The organism is Mesorhizobium sp. C399B, assembly GCF_030323185.1.
Lineage (GTDB): Bacteria > Pseudomonadota > Alphaproteobacteria > Rhizobiales > Rhizobiaceae > Mesorhizobium.
In genome coordinates, this window is sequence record NZ_CP100472.1 from 5,383,526 (window position 1) to 5,398,837 (window position 15,312).

Sequence of the window (15,312 nt, forward strand, 5' to 3'; positions counted from 1 at the left end):
GGAGGGTGATGGAGGCCCGGCAAGGCTCAAGCGGCGCGACATACACCAACGGGCCGGGCTGCGCAAATTGACGACGTCAGGGCTGCCTGGAACGTTGCGTCCTTCACCGAATATTTACGCTGATCGGTAACCATAACGGGGAGTAAACAGTAACGCGTGCCTTGGGTGTAAAAATGTCTGCCGTGCGTCTTCTCGCCGACCTCTCCCACGCCCCCCAGCAATCCGAGTGGCTGGACACGATCCTCAAGGGCGATTGTGTCGCCGCGCTCGACCGGCTGCCGGAAAAATCCATCGACGTCATCTTCGCCGATCCGCCTTACAATCTGCAGCTCGACGGCGATTTGCACCGGCCCGACCAGTCCAAGGTCGACGCCGTCGACGATGACTGGGACCAGTTCGAGAGTTTCGAGGCCTATGACGCCTTCACCCGCGCCTGGCTCCTGGCGGCACGCCGCGTGCTGAAGCCGAATGGCACCATCTGGGTCATCGGCTCCTACCACAACATCTTCCGCGTCGGCGCCAAGATGCAGGATCTCGGCTTCTGGATTCTCAATGATGTCGTCTGGCGCAAGACCAACCCTATGCCGAATTTCCGCGGTCGCCGCTTCCAGAACGCGCATGAGACCATGATCTGGGCCTCGCGCGACCAGAAGGGCAAGGGCTATACCTTCAATTACGAAGCCATGAAGGCATCGAACGACGACATCCAGATGCGCTCCGACTGGCTGTTCCCGATCTGCACTGGCGGCGAGCGGCTGAAGAACGACAATGGCGACAAGCTGCATCCGACGCAGAAGCCGGAAGCGCTGCTCGCCCGCATCATGATGGCCTCGACCAAGCCGCGCGACATCGTGCTCGACCCGTTTTTCGGCTCCGGCACCACCGGCGCCGTGGCCAAGCGGCTTGGCCGTCACTTCGTCGGCATCGAGCGCGAACAGGCCTATATCGACGCCGCCAACGAGCGCATCGATGCGGTGCGGCCGCTGGAAAGCGCCGATCTCGCCGTGCTCACCGGCAAGCGCGCCGAGCCGCGCGTCGCCTTTGTCAGCCTCATCGATACCGGGCTTATGCAGCCCGGCGCCACGCTTTACGATGCCAAGAAGCGCTGGTCGGCCAAGGTACGCGCCGACGGCACGGTGGCGATCGGCGACAGCGCCGGCTCGATCCACAAGATCGGCGCCGAAGTGCAGGGCCTGGACGCCTGCAATGGCTGGACCTTCTGGCACTATGAGCGCTCGGGCGGCCTGACCCCGATCGACGAACTGCGCCGGATTGCCAGGCTTGGCATGGAGCGGGCAGGGGCTTGATCTCAGGTCGTAGAGCGCTACCTTCCGGCCTCTGCGCGGCTCACACCGCGATGCCATACCGCTCAAGGTCCGCCTTGAGCGTTTTTGCATCTGTGAACAGCACAGCATTCCAGCCAGCCGCCTTGGCTCCGTCGACATTCCTGGGGCTGTCGTCGATGAACAGCGTGGCGGAGGGCTCCAGGCCGAACGAGACCACGTGGTGGTCATAGATGGCGCGGTCGGGCTTGATCTCACGGATATCGGCCGACACGGTCACGCCGCGCGGGCGGCTAAGGAAATCGAAGCGCAGTCTTGCCTCGGCAAGCGTGTCGGCGGCGAAGTTCGTCAGCATGGTCACGTCGTGGCCGCTCTCGATCAGGCCGAGCATGATGGCGACGCTGTCCTCATAGGCATGCGGCACCATGTCGTTCCAATAGCGTCGGAAATTCCGAATATTTTCAGCATGATCCGGGTAATCCGCGATCAGCAGCGCTTCCGCCTCTTCCCACGTCCGGCCACGGTCCTGCTCGATGTTCCAGTCATGCGTGCAGACATTGTCGAAGAACCACTTGCGCTCTTCGGCATCGGGAATGAGGCGGCTGAACGGAATGTTCGGATCGTAGTGGAGCAAGACGCGGCCGATGTCGAACACGATATGGCGGATTTCAGTCATTTTATCCCTTTGAGTTGAGCCGCTTTTTGGTCGCGCCCGGTATCGCTGCTTCGATGACCTTTTTCATGACGGTCGGCAGCGCTTCACCGGAAACGTCATGGGCCAGCGACCAGAAATGCCCTTCCGGCGCATCACTTTTCACTTGAGTGTGAAAGACTTCGAGTTCGAGCGCGAAATGGGTGAAGACATGCGCGATCTCTCCGGCGCGCCGCCAGTCCGCAGCGAAGGGCGCTGCCTCCGAAGTGGTTGCACCGTCGATCCGTGCTGTCCAACCTGTGGTCGGCACCTCGGTCATGCCGCCGAGCAGGCCCTTGTCAGGCCGCTTGCGCAACAGGATGGCGCCGTCGCCGCGCTCGGCGACGAAGGCGGCACCCCGCCTGAGTGGTTTGTCGACCTTGGGCAGGCGGACCGGAAAGCGCTCGGGGTCGCCGGACAGGATGGCGCTGCAATCCTCGCGCACCGGGCACAGCATGCAGCGCGGCCGTCTTGGCGTGCAGATCGTGGCGCCAAGGTCCATCATTGCCTGGGCGAAGTCGCCCGGCCTTGTCTGCGGAACCAGTCTTTCGACGAGCGCGCGGATTTCGGGCTTTGCCTCGCTGAGCGGCGTTGCGATCGAATAGAGCCGCGAGATGACACGTTCGACATTGCCGTCGACGACCGCCGCCGGACGGTCAAAGGCGATCGCCGCGATCGCGGCCGCCGTATAGGCGCCGATCCCCGGCAATTCCCTCAATCCCGTTTCGTTGTCGGGAAAACGGCCGCCCTGGCTCGCAACCAGATCGGCGCAGGCCTTGAGGTTGCGCGCCCGTGAATAATAGCCGAGCCCGGCCCAGGCCTTCATCACATCCTCGGCCGGCGCAGCCGCCAGCGCCTTCACATCAGGCCATTTCTCGACAAAGGCGCGAAAATAAGATTTTACCGCTTCGACCGTGGTCTGCTGCAGCATCACTTCCGAAAGCCAGATGCGATAGGGGTCCGGCCGTGCACCGCCGGCCGCGGCGTGCGGCGTGATCCGCCACGGCAGTTCGCGATGGTGCGCGTCGTACCAGGCAAGCAGACGCGCGGCGATCTCTCCCGATAGAGTTGGTCCGGATGCGGCCTTGCGGGTCTGTTCGTGCAGTGCCATTGATCGCGGGCTGGCTCTAGGCTGGTGAGGAACGTGGCTGGAGAACGTACATGGCAGGGAGAACGCCTTACGGCAATCCCGTTCCGGTGAGCGATCTCGCGACCGCGATCCTCGACCCCGTGCTGCGCAAGCGGGCCGGCATTTCGATCGGGCTGGTGCAGTCATGGGAAGAGATCGCCGGCCCCAGGCTCGCCGGCCATTCGCGCCCCGAAAAAATCCAGTGGCCGCGCCGCATGCATGAGGACGATCCGTTCGAGCCGGCGGTGCTGGTCATCGCCTGCGAGGGCATGGCCGCGCTGCACCTACAGCACGAGACCGGCGAGATCATCAACCGCGTCAATGCCTTTCTCGGCTTCAACGCGATCGGCAGGATCCGGATCGTGCAAAAGCCGGTGCTGAGGGACAAAGCCCGGCCGAAACCGACGCCGAGAGCACTGACTTCTGTCGAAAAGGCCAAATTGTCCGATACCGTCGGCAAGATCGAGGATGAAGGCTTGCGCGCCTCGCTGGAGCGTCTTGGCGCCACAATTCTTGGCCAAAGGAAGCGGCCAAGGTAATCAACCGGTAATCAGTCGGTCATGAACGCGTCATCTATCTCGCGCATTCGTGATCCTGCATGTAGAGTTTGGCGATTGGAATGGGGACGGCGATGCCTTAATTCCCGCCAACTCTCGCCTTTTCTAGCCTTTGCGTTGCAAAATCAAACCACAGTCAGGTGATTCGCATGAACCGTAGCTTGTCCCGCAGAAACCTCCTGTCTTCGCTGGCCGTCATTCCGGCAGTGGCTATGCTCGCCGCATGCAGCGATTCAGGCGAGGATGCCAAAGCAGCGGATGTGAAGCCTGCGGCTCCCGCGGTGCCTGCTTCGACGCCTGCCACTCCGGCCGCCGTCAAGGTCCCGGAGTCTTCCGGCAATGTCGACATGGCCGAACTGCTGAAGCCCGGCGCTTTGCCCGACAAGCAGCTCGGCAAGGATGACGCCAAGGTCACCATCGTCGAATATGCTTCGATGACCTGCCCGCATTGTGCGCATTTCGCCGCGACCACCTTCCCTGAGTTGAAGACCAAATACATCGACACCGGCAAGGCGCGTTACATCCTGCGCGAATTCCCGTTCGATCCGAGCGCCGAGGCCGGTTTCATGCTGGCGCGCTGTTCGAAGGACAATTATTTCCCGATGGTCGACGTGCTGTTCAAGCAGCAGGCCAACTGGGTCGGCGTCAACAATACCAAGGATGCGCTGCTGCAGATCTCCAAGCTCGCCGGTTTTACACAGGAGTCCTTCGAGGCCTGCTTGACGGACCAGAAACTTCTGGACGATGTGAGATCGGTCCAGAAGCGCGGCGCCGATGAATTCAAGGTCGACTCGACACCGACCTTCTTCATCAACGGGAAAACCTACAAAGGTGCGATGTCGATTGAGGAAATATCGGCCATCATCGACCCTCTGCTCTGACGTCCAGGCGGCGCCGGAGCGACTGCGCTTCAGCGTCAGCGCACCTTTGTGCCTTCCAGGCAGGCGCGAATGAAGTTTTCGCGCCTTCGCCTCCTCGGCTTCAAATCCTTCGTCGAACCCGGCGAGTTCGTCATCGAACGCGGCCTGACCGGCATTGTCGGGCCGAATGGCTGCGGCAAGTCGAACCTTGTCGAGGCGATGCGCTGGGTGATGGGCGAAAGCTCATACAAGAACATGCGCGCATCCGGCATGGACGACGTGATCTTTTCCGGCTCGGGAACGCGCCCGGCCCGCAACACCGCCGAAGTCACGCTGTTCCTCGACAATAGCGACCGGACCGCGCCCGCCGCCTTCAACGACGCCGATGAATTGCAGGTGTCGCGCCGCATCGAGCGTGAAGCCGGCTCGCTCTACCGCATCAACGGCAAGGAAGCCCGCGCCAAGGACGTGCAGCTTCTGTTCGCCGACCAGTCGACCGGCGCGCGCTCGCCTTCCATGGTCGGACAGGGCCGCATCGGCGAACTGATCCAGGCCAAGCCGCAGGCGCGCCGCGCGCTGCTCGAAGAGGCCGCCGGCATTTCCGGCCTGCACACGCGGCGTCACGAGGCCGAGCTTCGGCTGAAGGCGGCCGAACAAAATCTGGAACGGCTGGACGATGTCGTCGGCGAACTGGAGAGCCAGATCGAAAGCCTTAAGCGCCAGGCGCGCCAGGCATCGCGCTTCAAGAACCTGTCGGCCGATATCCGCAAGGCGGAAGCCACGCTCTTGCATCTGCGCTGGACTTTGGCCAAAACCCAGGAGGGCGATGCGCGGTCGGCGCTGGCGGTTGCCACAGCTCTGGTCGGCGACCGCGCCGCCGCCCAGATGGCTGCCGCCCGTGAGCAAGGCATCGGCGCCCACCGGCTGCCCGATCTGCGCGATGCCGAGGCCGCCGCGGCTGCCGCCTTCCAGCGGCTGTCGATCGCCAAGGCTCAGATCGAGGAGGAGGCTGGCCGCATCCGCGCCCGCCAGGCCGAACTGGAGCGCCGGCTGCAGCAGCTCGACGGCGACATCGCCCGCGAGGAGCGCATGGTCCGCGACAATGCGGATATTCTTGAGCGCCTGCGCGAGGAAGAAGCCACGCTCAACTCCGAAAATGCCGGCGCCGCCGAGCGCGAGGCCACGACGCGGGCCGCTTTCGAGCAGGCCGGCGCAACGCTTGTCACAAGCGAAGCCAAGCTCGCTGCGCTGACCGCCGAACGCGCCGAGGCCGCCGCCGCGCGCAATCAGATCGAACGAACGCTGCGCGAAAACGCCGAACGCCGCGATCGCTTTGCCCGCCAGCTGGCCGATGTCGACCGCGAATTGTCCGAGATTGTGTCGAAGGTTGCGGGCTTGCCCGATCCCGCCGAGAAGCGCGCTCTGGTCGAGGACGCGCTCGCCCGGTTGGAGGAGGCCGAGGCCGGCGCCATTGCTGCCGAACAGGCGGTCGCCGAGGCGCGCGCCACCGAGAGTGCCGCCCGTCCGCCGCTGCAGGATGCCAGGGCCGAACTCGCCGGCATCGAGACCGAAGCCCGCACGCTGGCCAAGATCCTCAATGCCGCCAGCGGCGATCTTTTCCCGTCGGTGCTGGAGCAACTCAGCGTCGAACGCGGCTATGAGACGGCCCTTGGTGCTGCGCTTGGCGAGGATCTCGACGTGCCGCTCGACCGCAGCGCGCCGGTGCACTGGGGCGAAAGCCAGGTTCAATCAGGCGATGCGGCCTTGCCGGAAGGCCTCAAGAGCCTCACCAGCGTGGTGCGCGCGCCTTCGCAGCTTGCCCGCCGGTTGGCGCAGATCGGCATCGTCGATGCCGCCGACGGCAAACGCCTGCAGACGCTGCTTGCCCCCGGCCAGCGGCTGGTCAGCCGTGACGGCGCGCTGTGGCGCTGGGACGGGCTGACCGCCAGCGCCGATGCACCGACCGCGGCCGCGCAAAGGCTGGCGCAGAAGAACCGGCTGGCCGAGCTCGATGCCGAGGCGGTGCAGGCGACGCAGATCATGCGCGAGGCAGAGGCTGCCCTTGCCCAGGCCGAACAGGCACTCCGCCAGGCGAGTGAGGCCGAACGCAATGCCCGCCAGGCCGGGCGCGATGCCCAGCACGGCCTGGACGCCGCCCGCAGCGCGCTGGCCGAGGCCGAAAAGGCTGGTGGCGAGCTGGCAAGCCGCCGCGCCGCCCTGGACGAGGCGCGCGCACGAATCGTCGACAGCCATGAAGAAACGGCCGCCGCCTTCGCCGAGGCCGAAATGCTGCTGCAGGACGCCCCCGATCTCGGCGACCTGCAATTGCAGCTTGAACAATCCGCCGCCAATGTCGGCAGGGACCGCGCAACCTTGGCCGACGCGCGCGCCGTCCATGAAGGCCTGCGCCGCGAAGCCGAGGCGCGCACGCGCCGGCTCGACGCCATCGGCGCCGAGCGCAGCAACTGGCTGCAGCGGGCCGAAAACGCCTCGACGCAGATTGCCTCGCTGGGCGAGCGCAGGGCCGAGGCCGAGGCCGAGCGCGAAACGCTGGCCGACGCCCCCGACGAGATCGACGCCAGGCGCCGCGCGCTGCTGTCGCAGCTGACCGAGGCAGAGACCTTGCGCAAGGCGGCCGCCGACCGCTTGCAGGAGGCCGAGACCAAGCAGGCCGAGCTGGACAAGGCCGCCACCGCGGCGATCCAGTCGCTGGCCGATTCCCGCGAAACCCGCGTCCGCGCCGAAGAGCGATTGACCGCCGCCGACGAGCGCCGGCTCGAGGTCGAGGCGCGCATCCAGGAAACGCTGAACACGCCGCCGCATCTGGTCATTCGCCATACTGGCCTGGAAGCCGACAGCCCGATGCCCGAAATGGCCGAGATCGAGCGCCAGCTCGACCGGCTGAAGGTTGAGCGCGAGCGGCTCGGCGCCGTCAATCTGCGCGCCGAGGAAGAGCAGAAAGAACTGTCGGACCGGCTGGAGGCCATCGTTTCCGAGCGCGAGGACATCATCGAGGCAATCCGCAAACTGAGGCAAGCGATCCAGAGCCTGAACCGCGAAGGCCGCGAACGGCTGCTTGCCGCTTTCGAGGTGGTCAACGGCCATTTCCAGCGGCTGTTCTCGCATCTGTTCGGTGGCGGCACGGCCGAATTGCAGCTGATCGAATCCGACGACCCGCTCGAAGCCGGGCTCGAAATCCTGGCCCGTCCGCCCGGCAAGAAGCCGCAGACCATGACGCTGCTGTCCGGCGGCGAGCAGGCGCTGACGGCGATGTCGCTTATCTTTGCCGTGTTCCTGACCAATCCGGCGCCGATCTGCGTGCTCGACGAAGTCGACGCGCCGCTCGACGATCACAATGTCGAACGCTTCTGCAACCTTATGGACGAAATGGCCGCGACCACCGAGACGCGCTTCGTCATCATCACCCACAACCCGATCACGATGGCGCGCATGAACCGCCTGTTCGGCGTGACCATGGCCGAGCAGGGCGTCAGCCAACTGGTCTCGGTCGATCTGCAGGCCGCCGAGGCGATGCGCGAGGCGAGCTGACGCAGCATGCTTTGTTGATTTCGTCGGCGATGGCGTCGATCCGACTGTTGCAACAGGACCGTCGCCCTTGCGACCTGCTTGCGACGCGCATTCTGTAAGGTTCGAAGAGAAGGAATTTAAGCGCCACCTGAGAGCGAACGCCAAAGCCCACATGCAAAGCGCCGGCCAACGCGAAAGCGATGCCTACAAGGCGCAGATGGCAATAGGCTCCGACAGCAATTCAGCTGCCACGTTTATCGGAAGCCCAGGAAGCTCAGTATCGCAATCACGATAACGACTGCTCCGATGAGCCAGATTATGTTGTTCACCGTATCTCTCCCGAACTAGTTGCTGGGAGTGAACTCGTAAGAGCCTGCTAATGTTCCCGCATTTTCTGCGTCGAAACAAAATGGCGGCCATCGCTTCGTCGATTGCCAGACCAAGGTCCGAACAGGGTATGACTGAAGTCCTGACGTCGGAGCCATAGGCCTGAAGGCGGGCAACCTATGCCCTCCCGATGCATTGGAACCGGGCTGCCGAGCATGAGTCCCTTCATCGGTGGTCAATCGGGTGCCCGCCATTCCTGAGAGGTTAGCGGGCACCCGATCGTCGTGACACCGCCAAGCGGTGTTCGTTCAATAGAGAGGCTGACAGTGACCTTTGTCCAGAGATCAGTGCGTGACGGCGCAACCCGACCCGCAAACGACAACGACAGTCCTGCGGAAGTTTCTTCCGTTCTTGACCTCATACCATCGGCTGACGACGACAAGGTCGCTGAGCTTGTCAGGCGAACAGAGCGCCTGGCAATCGCAGTGGTTATCGGAATCGCGGTTCTGCTGATCTTGGCGCCGGTGGTTTACCTTGCACTTTCTTACGGGATCTGAGACGGCCCGACCTATGGGATCTGAAATGGCCTGATTGGTCTCGTAAATCTCACAAACTGTGCCGACGGTCTTCCTCGCAAGACGGGTGTTTCCCGTCACAGATCAGGAGATCGAACGCGACGACATGGAAGGGTCCTGTGCAGCGCTCCTTTGTCGAGTGGCGTAACCCTGGTGGTCGGCTTGAAAGAGCGCCTTTACCAGAAGTTGCCAACAGGAGCTGCTGTCGCAACTTCTTCTTTCGATACGCCGTGTTGCACGGGAGCAGCCGTCACTGATCGCGCCCGTGGACCGACGACGCTACTCGGAACCAAAGGGATGGGACGCGGTTATCCCCGCGAAGGGATAATTAGCAGGTGGAGATATTACAATGAAAACAATGATCGTGAGCGCCTTGGCGCTGTTCATTGCCATGCCGACGATAGCTCCGGCAGCCGAAGCTGACGTGGTCATCACGACCCACCATCGACATCATCACAGGAGCGTAAAGGTCATCAATGACCAGGGTCAACGCCTTCATCACCGCAGACACGGCACGGTTGCCTTCTACGACCACGGCCGCAGACATCATCGCCGGGATACGGTCATCGTGACCGGCTCGATCGAGCGCAGCCATCATCGCTATTATCGACATCATCGGCATCATCCCGTCGTCATCCAGGACGACAACGATTACTGATCCTCTCCGCACGGCCCCGGCTCTGTCAACGGAGTCGGGGTCGCGTGGGAGTCAGATAGCTCCTGACGGCAGCCATCGATAAGGTCGGTAAATCATTGATTCCAAAGGCATGTGATTTGGCTGGGGCGCCAGGATTCGAACCTGGGAATGTCGGTACCAAAAACCGATGCCTTACCACTTGGCGACGCCCCAGCAAGCGAGCTTTGCCCGTTGCGCGCGGCCTTATAGGACGAGCGGCACGAAAGCTCAATGCCGAGTTGGCCACTGTGCAAAACTGATCCACCGCTTGGCGCGGGGACGCGCTATTCGCCCCAGACCGCCAACTCGTTGCCAGCGGGATCGGTGAAATGGAACCGCCTGCCGCCCGGGAACGAGAATATCGGCTTGACGATCGTGCCGCCGGCGCTTTCGACAACGGCGAGCGTTGCTTCCAGATCCTGCGAATAGAGCACCGGCAATGGTTTCGCCGGCGCCTCCGCTGCATCGGCCTGGAAGCCGCCATCGAGCCCTTCGCCGAAGGCCGAATAGGTCGGCCCGTAATCGGTGAACGACCACGAGAAGGCGGCGCTGTAGAAAGCCTTGACGCTGTCCAGCGTCGCGCCGGTCGCGGGCAGTTCGAGATAGTCGAGTTTTCCGTTGAGTTTCATCACGCTGCTCCCAACTTGTTCCCTATATGTTCTATATCCTGGGCAGCGATCCGGCAAGTCTTTTCGACGCAGCTTTTGCTTAATCGATTGTAGTCGCCGGGCTTCGCTGCCACACCTTGCCTTTCGCACTGCAGCATAATAACGCTCGGGTCGGAACGCGGGGGAACCGGGTCTTGGCCCCGGTGTTCTATCTTCCGAGGACTTGGAGGGCGAGCATGACCAAATGGGTCTACACCTTCGGCGATGGCGCCGCGGAGGGACGTGCGGGCGACCGCAACCTTCTCGGCGGCAAAGGCGCCAATCTGGCCGAGATGTGCAGTCTTGGCCTGCCCGTGCCGCCGGGCTTCACCCTCACCACCGAAGTCTGCAACGCCTATTACGCCAACGGCAACAGCTATCCGGCCGCGTTGCAGGCCGATGTCGTCAAGGCGCTGGACCATATCGGGCAGCTGACGGGGCGCCGTTTCGGCGATCCGTCGAAGCTGCTTCTGGTCTCGGTCCGCTCCGGGGCCAGGGCCTCGATGCCGGGCATGATGGACACCGTGCTCAATCTCGGCCTCAATGACGAGACGGTCGAGGCGTTGGCAGCCGATTCCGGCGATGCCCGCTTTGCCTATGACAGCTACCGCCGCTTCATTCAGATGTATTCCGATGTCGTCATGGGTCTCGACCACGAAGTGTTCGAGGAAATCCTGGAGGACCAGAAGGCGAGCCTCGGCCACGAGCTCGACACCGAACTGACAGGGCAGGAATGGCAGAGCGTCATCGCCCTTTACAAGGCCAAGGTCGAGGAGGAACTCGACAAGCCGTTTCCGCAGGACCCGCACGAGCAGCTGTGGGGGGCGATCGGCGCGGTATTTTCCAGCTGGATGAACAACCGCGCCATCACCTACCGGCGCCTGCACGACATCCCGGAAAGCTGGGGCACGGCGGTCAATGTCCAGGCCATGGTATTCGGCAATATGGGCGAGACGTCGGCCACCGGCGTCGCCTTCACGCGCAACCCCTCGACCGGCGAAAAGATGCTCTATGGCGAATTCCTGGTGAACGCGCAGGGCGAGGATGTCGTAGCCGGCATCCGCACGCCGCAAAACATCACCGAGGCGGCGCGCATCGCCGCCGGCTCCGACAAGCCGTCGCTGCAGAAACTGATGCCGGACGCGTTCCGGTCCTTCGTCGACATCTCCGACCGCCTGGAACAGCACTACCGCGACATGCAGGATCTCGAATTCACCATCGAGCGCGGCAAATTGTGGATGCTGCAGACGCGTTCCGGCAAACGCACCGCCAAGGCGGCGCTGAAGATCGCCGTCGAGATGGCGCGCGACAAGCTGATCACGACGGAGGAGGCGGTCGCCCGCATCGATCCGGCCTCGCTCGATCAGCTGTTGCATCCGACCATCGACCCCAAGGCCGCGCGCGATGTCATCGGCGTCGGCCTGCCGGCTTCTCCGGGCGCGGCGACCGGCGAGATTGTTTTCTCCTCGGGCGATGCCGAGGATCTGAAGACGCAAGGTCGCAAGGCAATCCTGGTGCGCATCGAAACCAGCCCCGAAGACATTCATGGGATGCATGCTTCGGAAGGCATCCTGACCACGCGCGGCGGCATGACCAGCCACGCCGCCGTGGTCGCGCGCGGCATGGGCAAGCCTTGCGTTTCGGGCGCCGGCTCGCTGCGTGTCGACTACAAGGCCGGCACGCTGATGTCGATGGGCCAGACCTTCCGCAAGGGCGACATCATCACCATCGATGGCAGCAACGGCCAGGTGCTGAAGGGCGCCGTGTCGATGCTGCAGCCGGAACTGTCGGGCGATTTCGCCGCCATCATGGAATGGGCCGATGCGGTGCGCCGCATGAAGGTGCGCACCAATGCCGAGACGCCGCTCGATGCGCGCATGGCGCGCTCCTTCGGCGCCGAAGGCATCGGCCTCTGCCGCACCGAGCACATGTTCTTCGACGGCGAGCGTATCGTCGCCATGCGCGAGATGATCCTGGCCGATACCGAGAAGGACCGCCGCACCGCGCTTGCCAAGCTGTTGCCGATGCAGCGCTCGGATTTCCTCGAACTGTTCGAGATCATGGCCGGCCTGCCGGTGACGATCCGGCTGCTCGATCCGCCGCTGCACGAATTCCTGCCCAAGACGGAAGCGGAGGTGGAGGAGGTCGCCGCCGCCATGAACGTCTCGCCCGACAAGCTCAGGCAGCGCACAGAAGCCCTGCACGAGTTCAACCCGATGCTCGGCCATCGCGGCTGCCGTCTCGCCGTCTCCTATCCCGAGATTGCCGAGATGCAGGCGCGCGCCATTTTCGAGGCAGCCGTCGAGGCCGGCAAGAAGGCCGGCGCGCTGGTCGTTCCCGAGATCATGGTGCCGCTGGTCGGCCTGGTGAAGGAGCTCGACTACGTCAAGGCGCGCATCGATGCGGTCGCCAAGGCTGTCATGGACGAGACCGGCGTCAAGATCGACTATCTCACCGGCACGATGATCGAGCTTCCGCGCGCGGCGATCCGCGCCCACGTCATCGCTGCTACGGCCGAGTTCTTCTCCTTCGGCACCAACGATCTCACCCAGACCACTTTCGGCATCTCGCGCGACGATGCGGCGTCCTTCCTCGAGACCTATCGGCAGAAAGGCATCATCGAGCAGGACCCGTTCGTCTCGCTCGACATCGAGGGCGTCGGCGAACTGGTGCGCATGGCTGCGCAAAAGGGCAGGGCGACACGGCCCGACATCAAGCTCGGCATATGCGGTGAACATGGCGGCGATCCCGCCTCGATCCGCTTCTGCGAAGAGGTCGGCCTCGACTATGTCTCGTGCTCTCCCTACCGCGTGCCGATCGCAAGATTGGCCGCAGCCCAAGCCGCAGTGCAGATTGCCAAAACAGCAGTGCCGCGCCCCAAAAAGAGCGCCGCGGCATCCTGATTTCGACACAGTCCTTTCGGTATCGATGAAGCGGCCACCCCTGGGTGGCCGTTTGGCGCTAAGCTTACGATTTTGTAAGCAAATTCACGCTGATGTGCGCGCCCCAACACGCAATCCCGACATCGTTTCTTCCCAATTTCACGGCCCCCCAACCCGCCCGGTGCCGAGAAAAAGATGTTACAGATTTCGCCCAGACCCTTCCGCTCGATCCTGATTATCCAGACCAAGTTCATCGGCGATATTGTTCTGTCCTCCACGCTCGCCAAGAACCTGCAGCTCGAATATCCCGGTGTCAGGATCGTCTTTCTCTGCGAGGCGCGCCTCGCCAGTTTCGTCACCGCGCACGGCATCGCCGCCGAGGTCGTCAGCTTCCGCCGCGCCGCCATGCGCGGCACCCCGCTGGAGCGTGGGCGCGAGCTCTATTCTATGATCAGCAAGCTGCGCCAATTCCGTTTCGACCTGACCATCGACCTCACCGATTCAAAGACATCGCGGCTCATCGTCAGGTTCCTCAATGCCAGCACCCGCATCGGCTACAATCCTCCGGAAAGGCCGCTGCGCTGGCATGAGCGCCAGCCCGCCAATGTCTTTGCCGAGCCGTTCGGTTTTGGCGAACGTCACTATCTCTACCGCTACCTTTCGCCGCTCGAGCCGCTCGGCGTCGGCCTGCGCGTGCGGGTGCCGTCGATTCGGCCATTGCCGATGGAGACGGCGAGGGCCCAGGCATTGCTGGACAAACACCATTTGCGGCCAAACGGCTTTATCGCGGTGCATGCCGGCGCAAGTTTTCACGGCCGGCGCTGGCCGCATGAACGCTTTGCCGCCGTGATCGACACGATTTCGCGCGAAACCGGACTGGATTTCGTACTCGTCGGCGGCCCTGACGAGCGCAAGCCGGCCGAGCAGATCCTCGCCAGTGCCGCGTCGATCGTCAACCTCGTCGGCGCGCTGTCGCTGGAAACGCTGCTGGCGGTGTTGCAGCAGGCGCGGCTGTTTGTCGGCAATGAGAGCGGCCCCATGCACATGGCAGCAGCGGCCGGAACGCCGGTTGTCGGCCTGTTCGGCCTGACCAGCCCGGCCGTCTGGGGACCGGTCGGCGTGCCCAGCCTCGCCTTGCAGCCATCCATGCCGTGCAATTGCGTGGCGGGCAGCCTGTGCAATCCGCTCGATCCCAGCAAGGCCTGCTGCGTCTGGCGCCTTGAGGTCGAACCGGTCGTCGCGGCCGTGCGCGAAGTCCTCTCACGGACGCATGTGGAACTGGAACACGCCGTCTGACGGTGCGCGGCGGTCACATTGTCGGGATATCAGCTTTCTCACGGCCACTATCCCAATTTCCGCCTTGTTGCGGGTCCTGGGATGCGGCTATGACAGCGCCGATTCTCAGACAAGACAGGCATCCCTTGCAAAAGCTGTTTTGCGCCTTGGCGCTATCTATCGTGGCCGTGTCCTCGGCCCAGGCCGCGCCGCTTGTCGAGCCGGCGCTGCATCTGAAGGCTGAGGACGGTAGCAGTGTCGGCCGCGTCGCGCTTACGCTCGACGCCTGCGGCGGCCAGACCGATACGAGGATCCTGTCGGCGCTGGTGGAGAACCGGATTCCGGCGACGATCTTCGTCACCGGTATCTGGCTGAAGCGCAACGCCGCCGCCGTCGAGATCATGCGCGCGCATCCGGACCTGTTCGAACTGGAAAACCATGGCGGCCATCACATCCCGGCCGTTGACACGCCGCGCAAGATCTATGGCATCCGCAGCGCCGGCAGCCCGGAAGCGGTGCAGGCCGAAGTCGAATCGGGCGCTGCCGCTCTCGCTGGCACCGGCGAGCCGGCGCCGAAATGGTTTCGCGGCGCGACCGCCGAATACAGCCCGTCGGCTATCGCCATGATCCGCAAGCTTGGCTTCAAGGTCGCCGGCTTTTCGATCAACGGCGATGGCGGCTCGTTGCTCGGCGCAAAAGAAACCGCCCGGCGCATCGCCGCCGCCAAGGATGGCGATGTCATCATCGCCCACATCAACCAGCCGACCCACGCCGCCGGCGAGGGCGTCGTGCAAGGTCTGCTCGCGCTGAAGGCCAAGGGGCTGATGTTCGTGCGGCTGGATGACGCCGACGGTGTCGGCAACGACGGGACGACTGATTAGG

At 63.7% G+C, this 15,312-nt stretch carries 11 protein-coding genes and 1 tRNA gene; 8 read left to right on the forward strand and 4 right to left on the reverse strand.

The window, feature by feature from the left end; all coding sequences use genetic code 11:
* Positions 1-173 precede the first annotated feature (173 nt).
* Positions 174-1,307, forward strand: a complete 1,134-nt coding sequence (locus NLY36_RS25550; RefSeq protein WP_023698534.1) for a site-specific DNA-methyltransferase — start codon at positions 174-176, stop codon at positions 1,305-1,307.
* 40 nt (positions 1,308-1,347) lie between these two features.
* Here the strand turns inward: NLY36_RS25550 and NLY36_RS25555 are convergent, their stop codons facing one another.
* On the reverse strand, positions 1,348-1,959 hold the full coding sequence (locus NLY36_RS25555; protein WP_023698535.1) for an HAD family hydrolase: 612 nt from the start codon (positions 1,957-1,959) through the stop codon (positions 1,348-1,350).
* Between the two features lies 1 nt (position 1,960).
* Positions 1,961-3,085, reverse strand: a complete 1,125-nt coding sequence (gene mutY / locus NLY36_RS25560) for an A/G-specific adenine glycosylase (RefSeq protein WP_023698536.1) — start codon at positions 3,083-3,085, stop codon at positions 1,961-1,963.
* A gap of 50 nt (positions 3,086-3,135) precedes the next feature.
* Here mutY and NLY36_RS25565 point away from each other — a divergent pair, with 50 nt between their 5' ends.
* The 4 genes from NLY36_RS25565 (at position 3,136) to NLY36_RS25580 (ending at position 9,608) form a co-directional block, all read left to right on the forward strand.
* Positions 3,136-3,642 carry a DUF721 domain-containing protein gene (locus NLY36_RS25565; RefSeq protein WP_023687168.1) on the forward strand — a complete coding sequence of 169 codons (507 nt, stop codon included), beginning with the start codon at positions 3,136-3,138 and terminating at the stop codon, positions 3,640-3,642.
* A 167-nt stretch (positions 3,643-3,809) separates the two neighbouring features.
* The gene (locus NLY36_RS25570) at positions 3,810-4,541 is read left to right on the forward strand and encodes a DsbA family protein (protein ID WP_023687169.1); all 732 of its coding nucleotides are present in this window, start codon (positions 3,810-3,812) and stop codon (positions 4,539-4,541) included.
* A 69-nt stretch (positions 4,542-4,610) separates the two neighbouring features.
* Positions 4,611-8,069 carry a chromosome segregation protein SMC gene (smc, locus tag NLY36_RS25575; protein ID WP_286461561.1) on the forward strand — a complete coding sequence of 1,153 codons (3,459 nt, stop codon included), beginning with the start codon at positions 4,611-4,613 and terminating at the stop codon, positions 8,067-8,069.
* Between the two features lie 1,230 nt (positions 8,070-9,299).
* Complete coding sequence (locus NLY36_RS25580) at positions 9,300-9,608, forward strand: hypothetical protein (RefSeq protein ID WP_023670691.1); 309 nt, start codon at positions 9,300-9,302, stop codon at positions 9,606-9,608.
* A 117-nt stretch (positions 9,609-9,725) separates the two neighbouring features.
* On the opposite strand, the gene NLY36_RS25585 is transcribed toward NLY36_RS25580, so the two are convergent.
* A tRNA-Gln gene (locus NLY36_RS25585) sits at positions 9,726-9,800 on the reverse strand.
* A 110-nt stretch (positions 9,801-9,910) separates the two neighbouring features.
* Positions 9,911-10,255 carry a VOC family protein gene (locus NLY36_RS25590; protein WP_023735567.1) on the reverse strand — a complete coding sequence of 115 codons (345 nt, stop codon included), beginning with the start codon at positions 10,253-10,255 and terminating at the stop codon, positions 9,911-9,913.
* A gap of 215 nt (positions 10,256-10,470) precedes the next feature.
* On the opposite strand from NLY36_RS25590, the gene ppdK reads away from it, so the two are divergent.
* From ppdK to NLY36_RS25605, 3 genes are all read left to right on the forward strand, one after another.
* Positions 10,471-13,176: a pyruvate, phosphate dikinase gene (ppdK, locus tag NLY36_RS25595; RefSeq protein WP_023735566.1), complete on the forward strand. Its 2,706-nt coding sequence runs from the start codon at positions 10,471-10,473 to the stop codon at positions 13,174-13,176.
* Between the two features lie 174 nt (positions 13,177-13,350).
* Entirely contained in the window at positions 13,351-14,451 is a 1,101-nt protein-coding gene (locus NLY36_RS25600) for a glycosyltransferase family 9 protein (protein WP_023735565.1), read from the forward strand.
* An 89-nt stretch (positions 14,452-14,540) separates the two neighbouring features.
* On the forward strand, positions 14,541-15,311 hold the full coding sequence (locus tag NLY36_RS25605; RefSeq protein WP_050485822.1) for a polysaccharide deacetylase family protein: 771 nt from the start codon (positions 14,541-14,543) through the stop codon (positions 15,309-15,311).
* Position 15,312 lies beyond the last annotated feature (1 nt).

Bases quoted from the DNA above. Each gene is read 5' to 3' on its own strand.
- NLY36_RS25550 (WP_023698534.1), top strand. From the start codon at position 174: ATGTCTGCCGTGCGTCTTCTCGCCGACCTCTCCCACGCCCCCCAGCAA.
- NLY36_RS25555 (WP_023698535.1), bottom strand. From the start codon at position 1,959: ATGACTGAAATCCGCCATATCGTGTTCGACATCGGCCGCGTCTTGCTC.
- mutY (WP_023698536.1), bottom strand. From the start codon at position 3,085: ATGGCACTGCACGAACAGACCCGCAAGGCCGCATCCGGACCAACTCTA.
- NLY36_RS25565 (WP_023687168.1), top strand. From the start codon at position 3,136: ATGGCAGGGAGAACGCCTTACGGCAATCCCGTTCCGGTGAGCGATCTC.
- NLY36_RS25570 (WP_023687169.1), top strand. From the start codon at position 3,810: ATGAACCGTAGCTTGTCCCGCAGAAACCTCCTGTCTTCGCTGGCCGTC.
- smc (WP_286461561.1), top strand. From the start codon at position 4,611: ATGAAGTTTTCGCGCCTTCGCCTCCTCGGCTTCAAATCCTTCGTCGAA.
- NLY36_RS25580 (WP_023670691.1), top strand. From the start codon at position 9,300: ATGAAAACAATGATCGTGAGCGCCTTGGCGCTGTTCATTGCCATGCCG.
- NLY36_RS25590 (WP_023735567.1), bottom strand. From the start codon at position 10,255: ATGAAACTCAACGGAAAACTCGACTATCTCGAACTGCCCGCGACCGGC.
- ppdK (WP_023735566.1), top strand. From the start codon at position 10,471: ATGACCAAATGGGTCTACACCTTCGGCGATGGCGCCGCGGAGGGACGT.
- NLY36_RS25600 (WP_023735565.1), top strand. From the start codon at position 13,351: ATGTTACAGATTTCGCCCAGACCCTTCCGCTCGATCCTGATTATCCAG.
- NLY36_RS25605 (WP_050485822.1), top strand. From the start codon at position 14,541: ATGACAGCGCCGATTCTCAGACAAGACAGGCATCCCTTGCAAAAGCTG.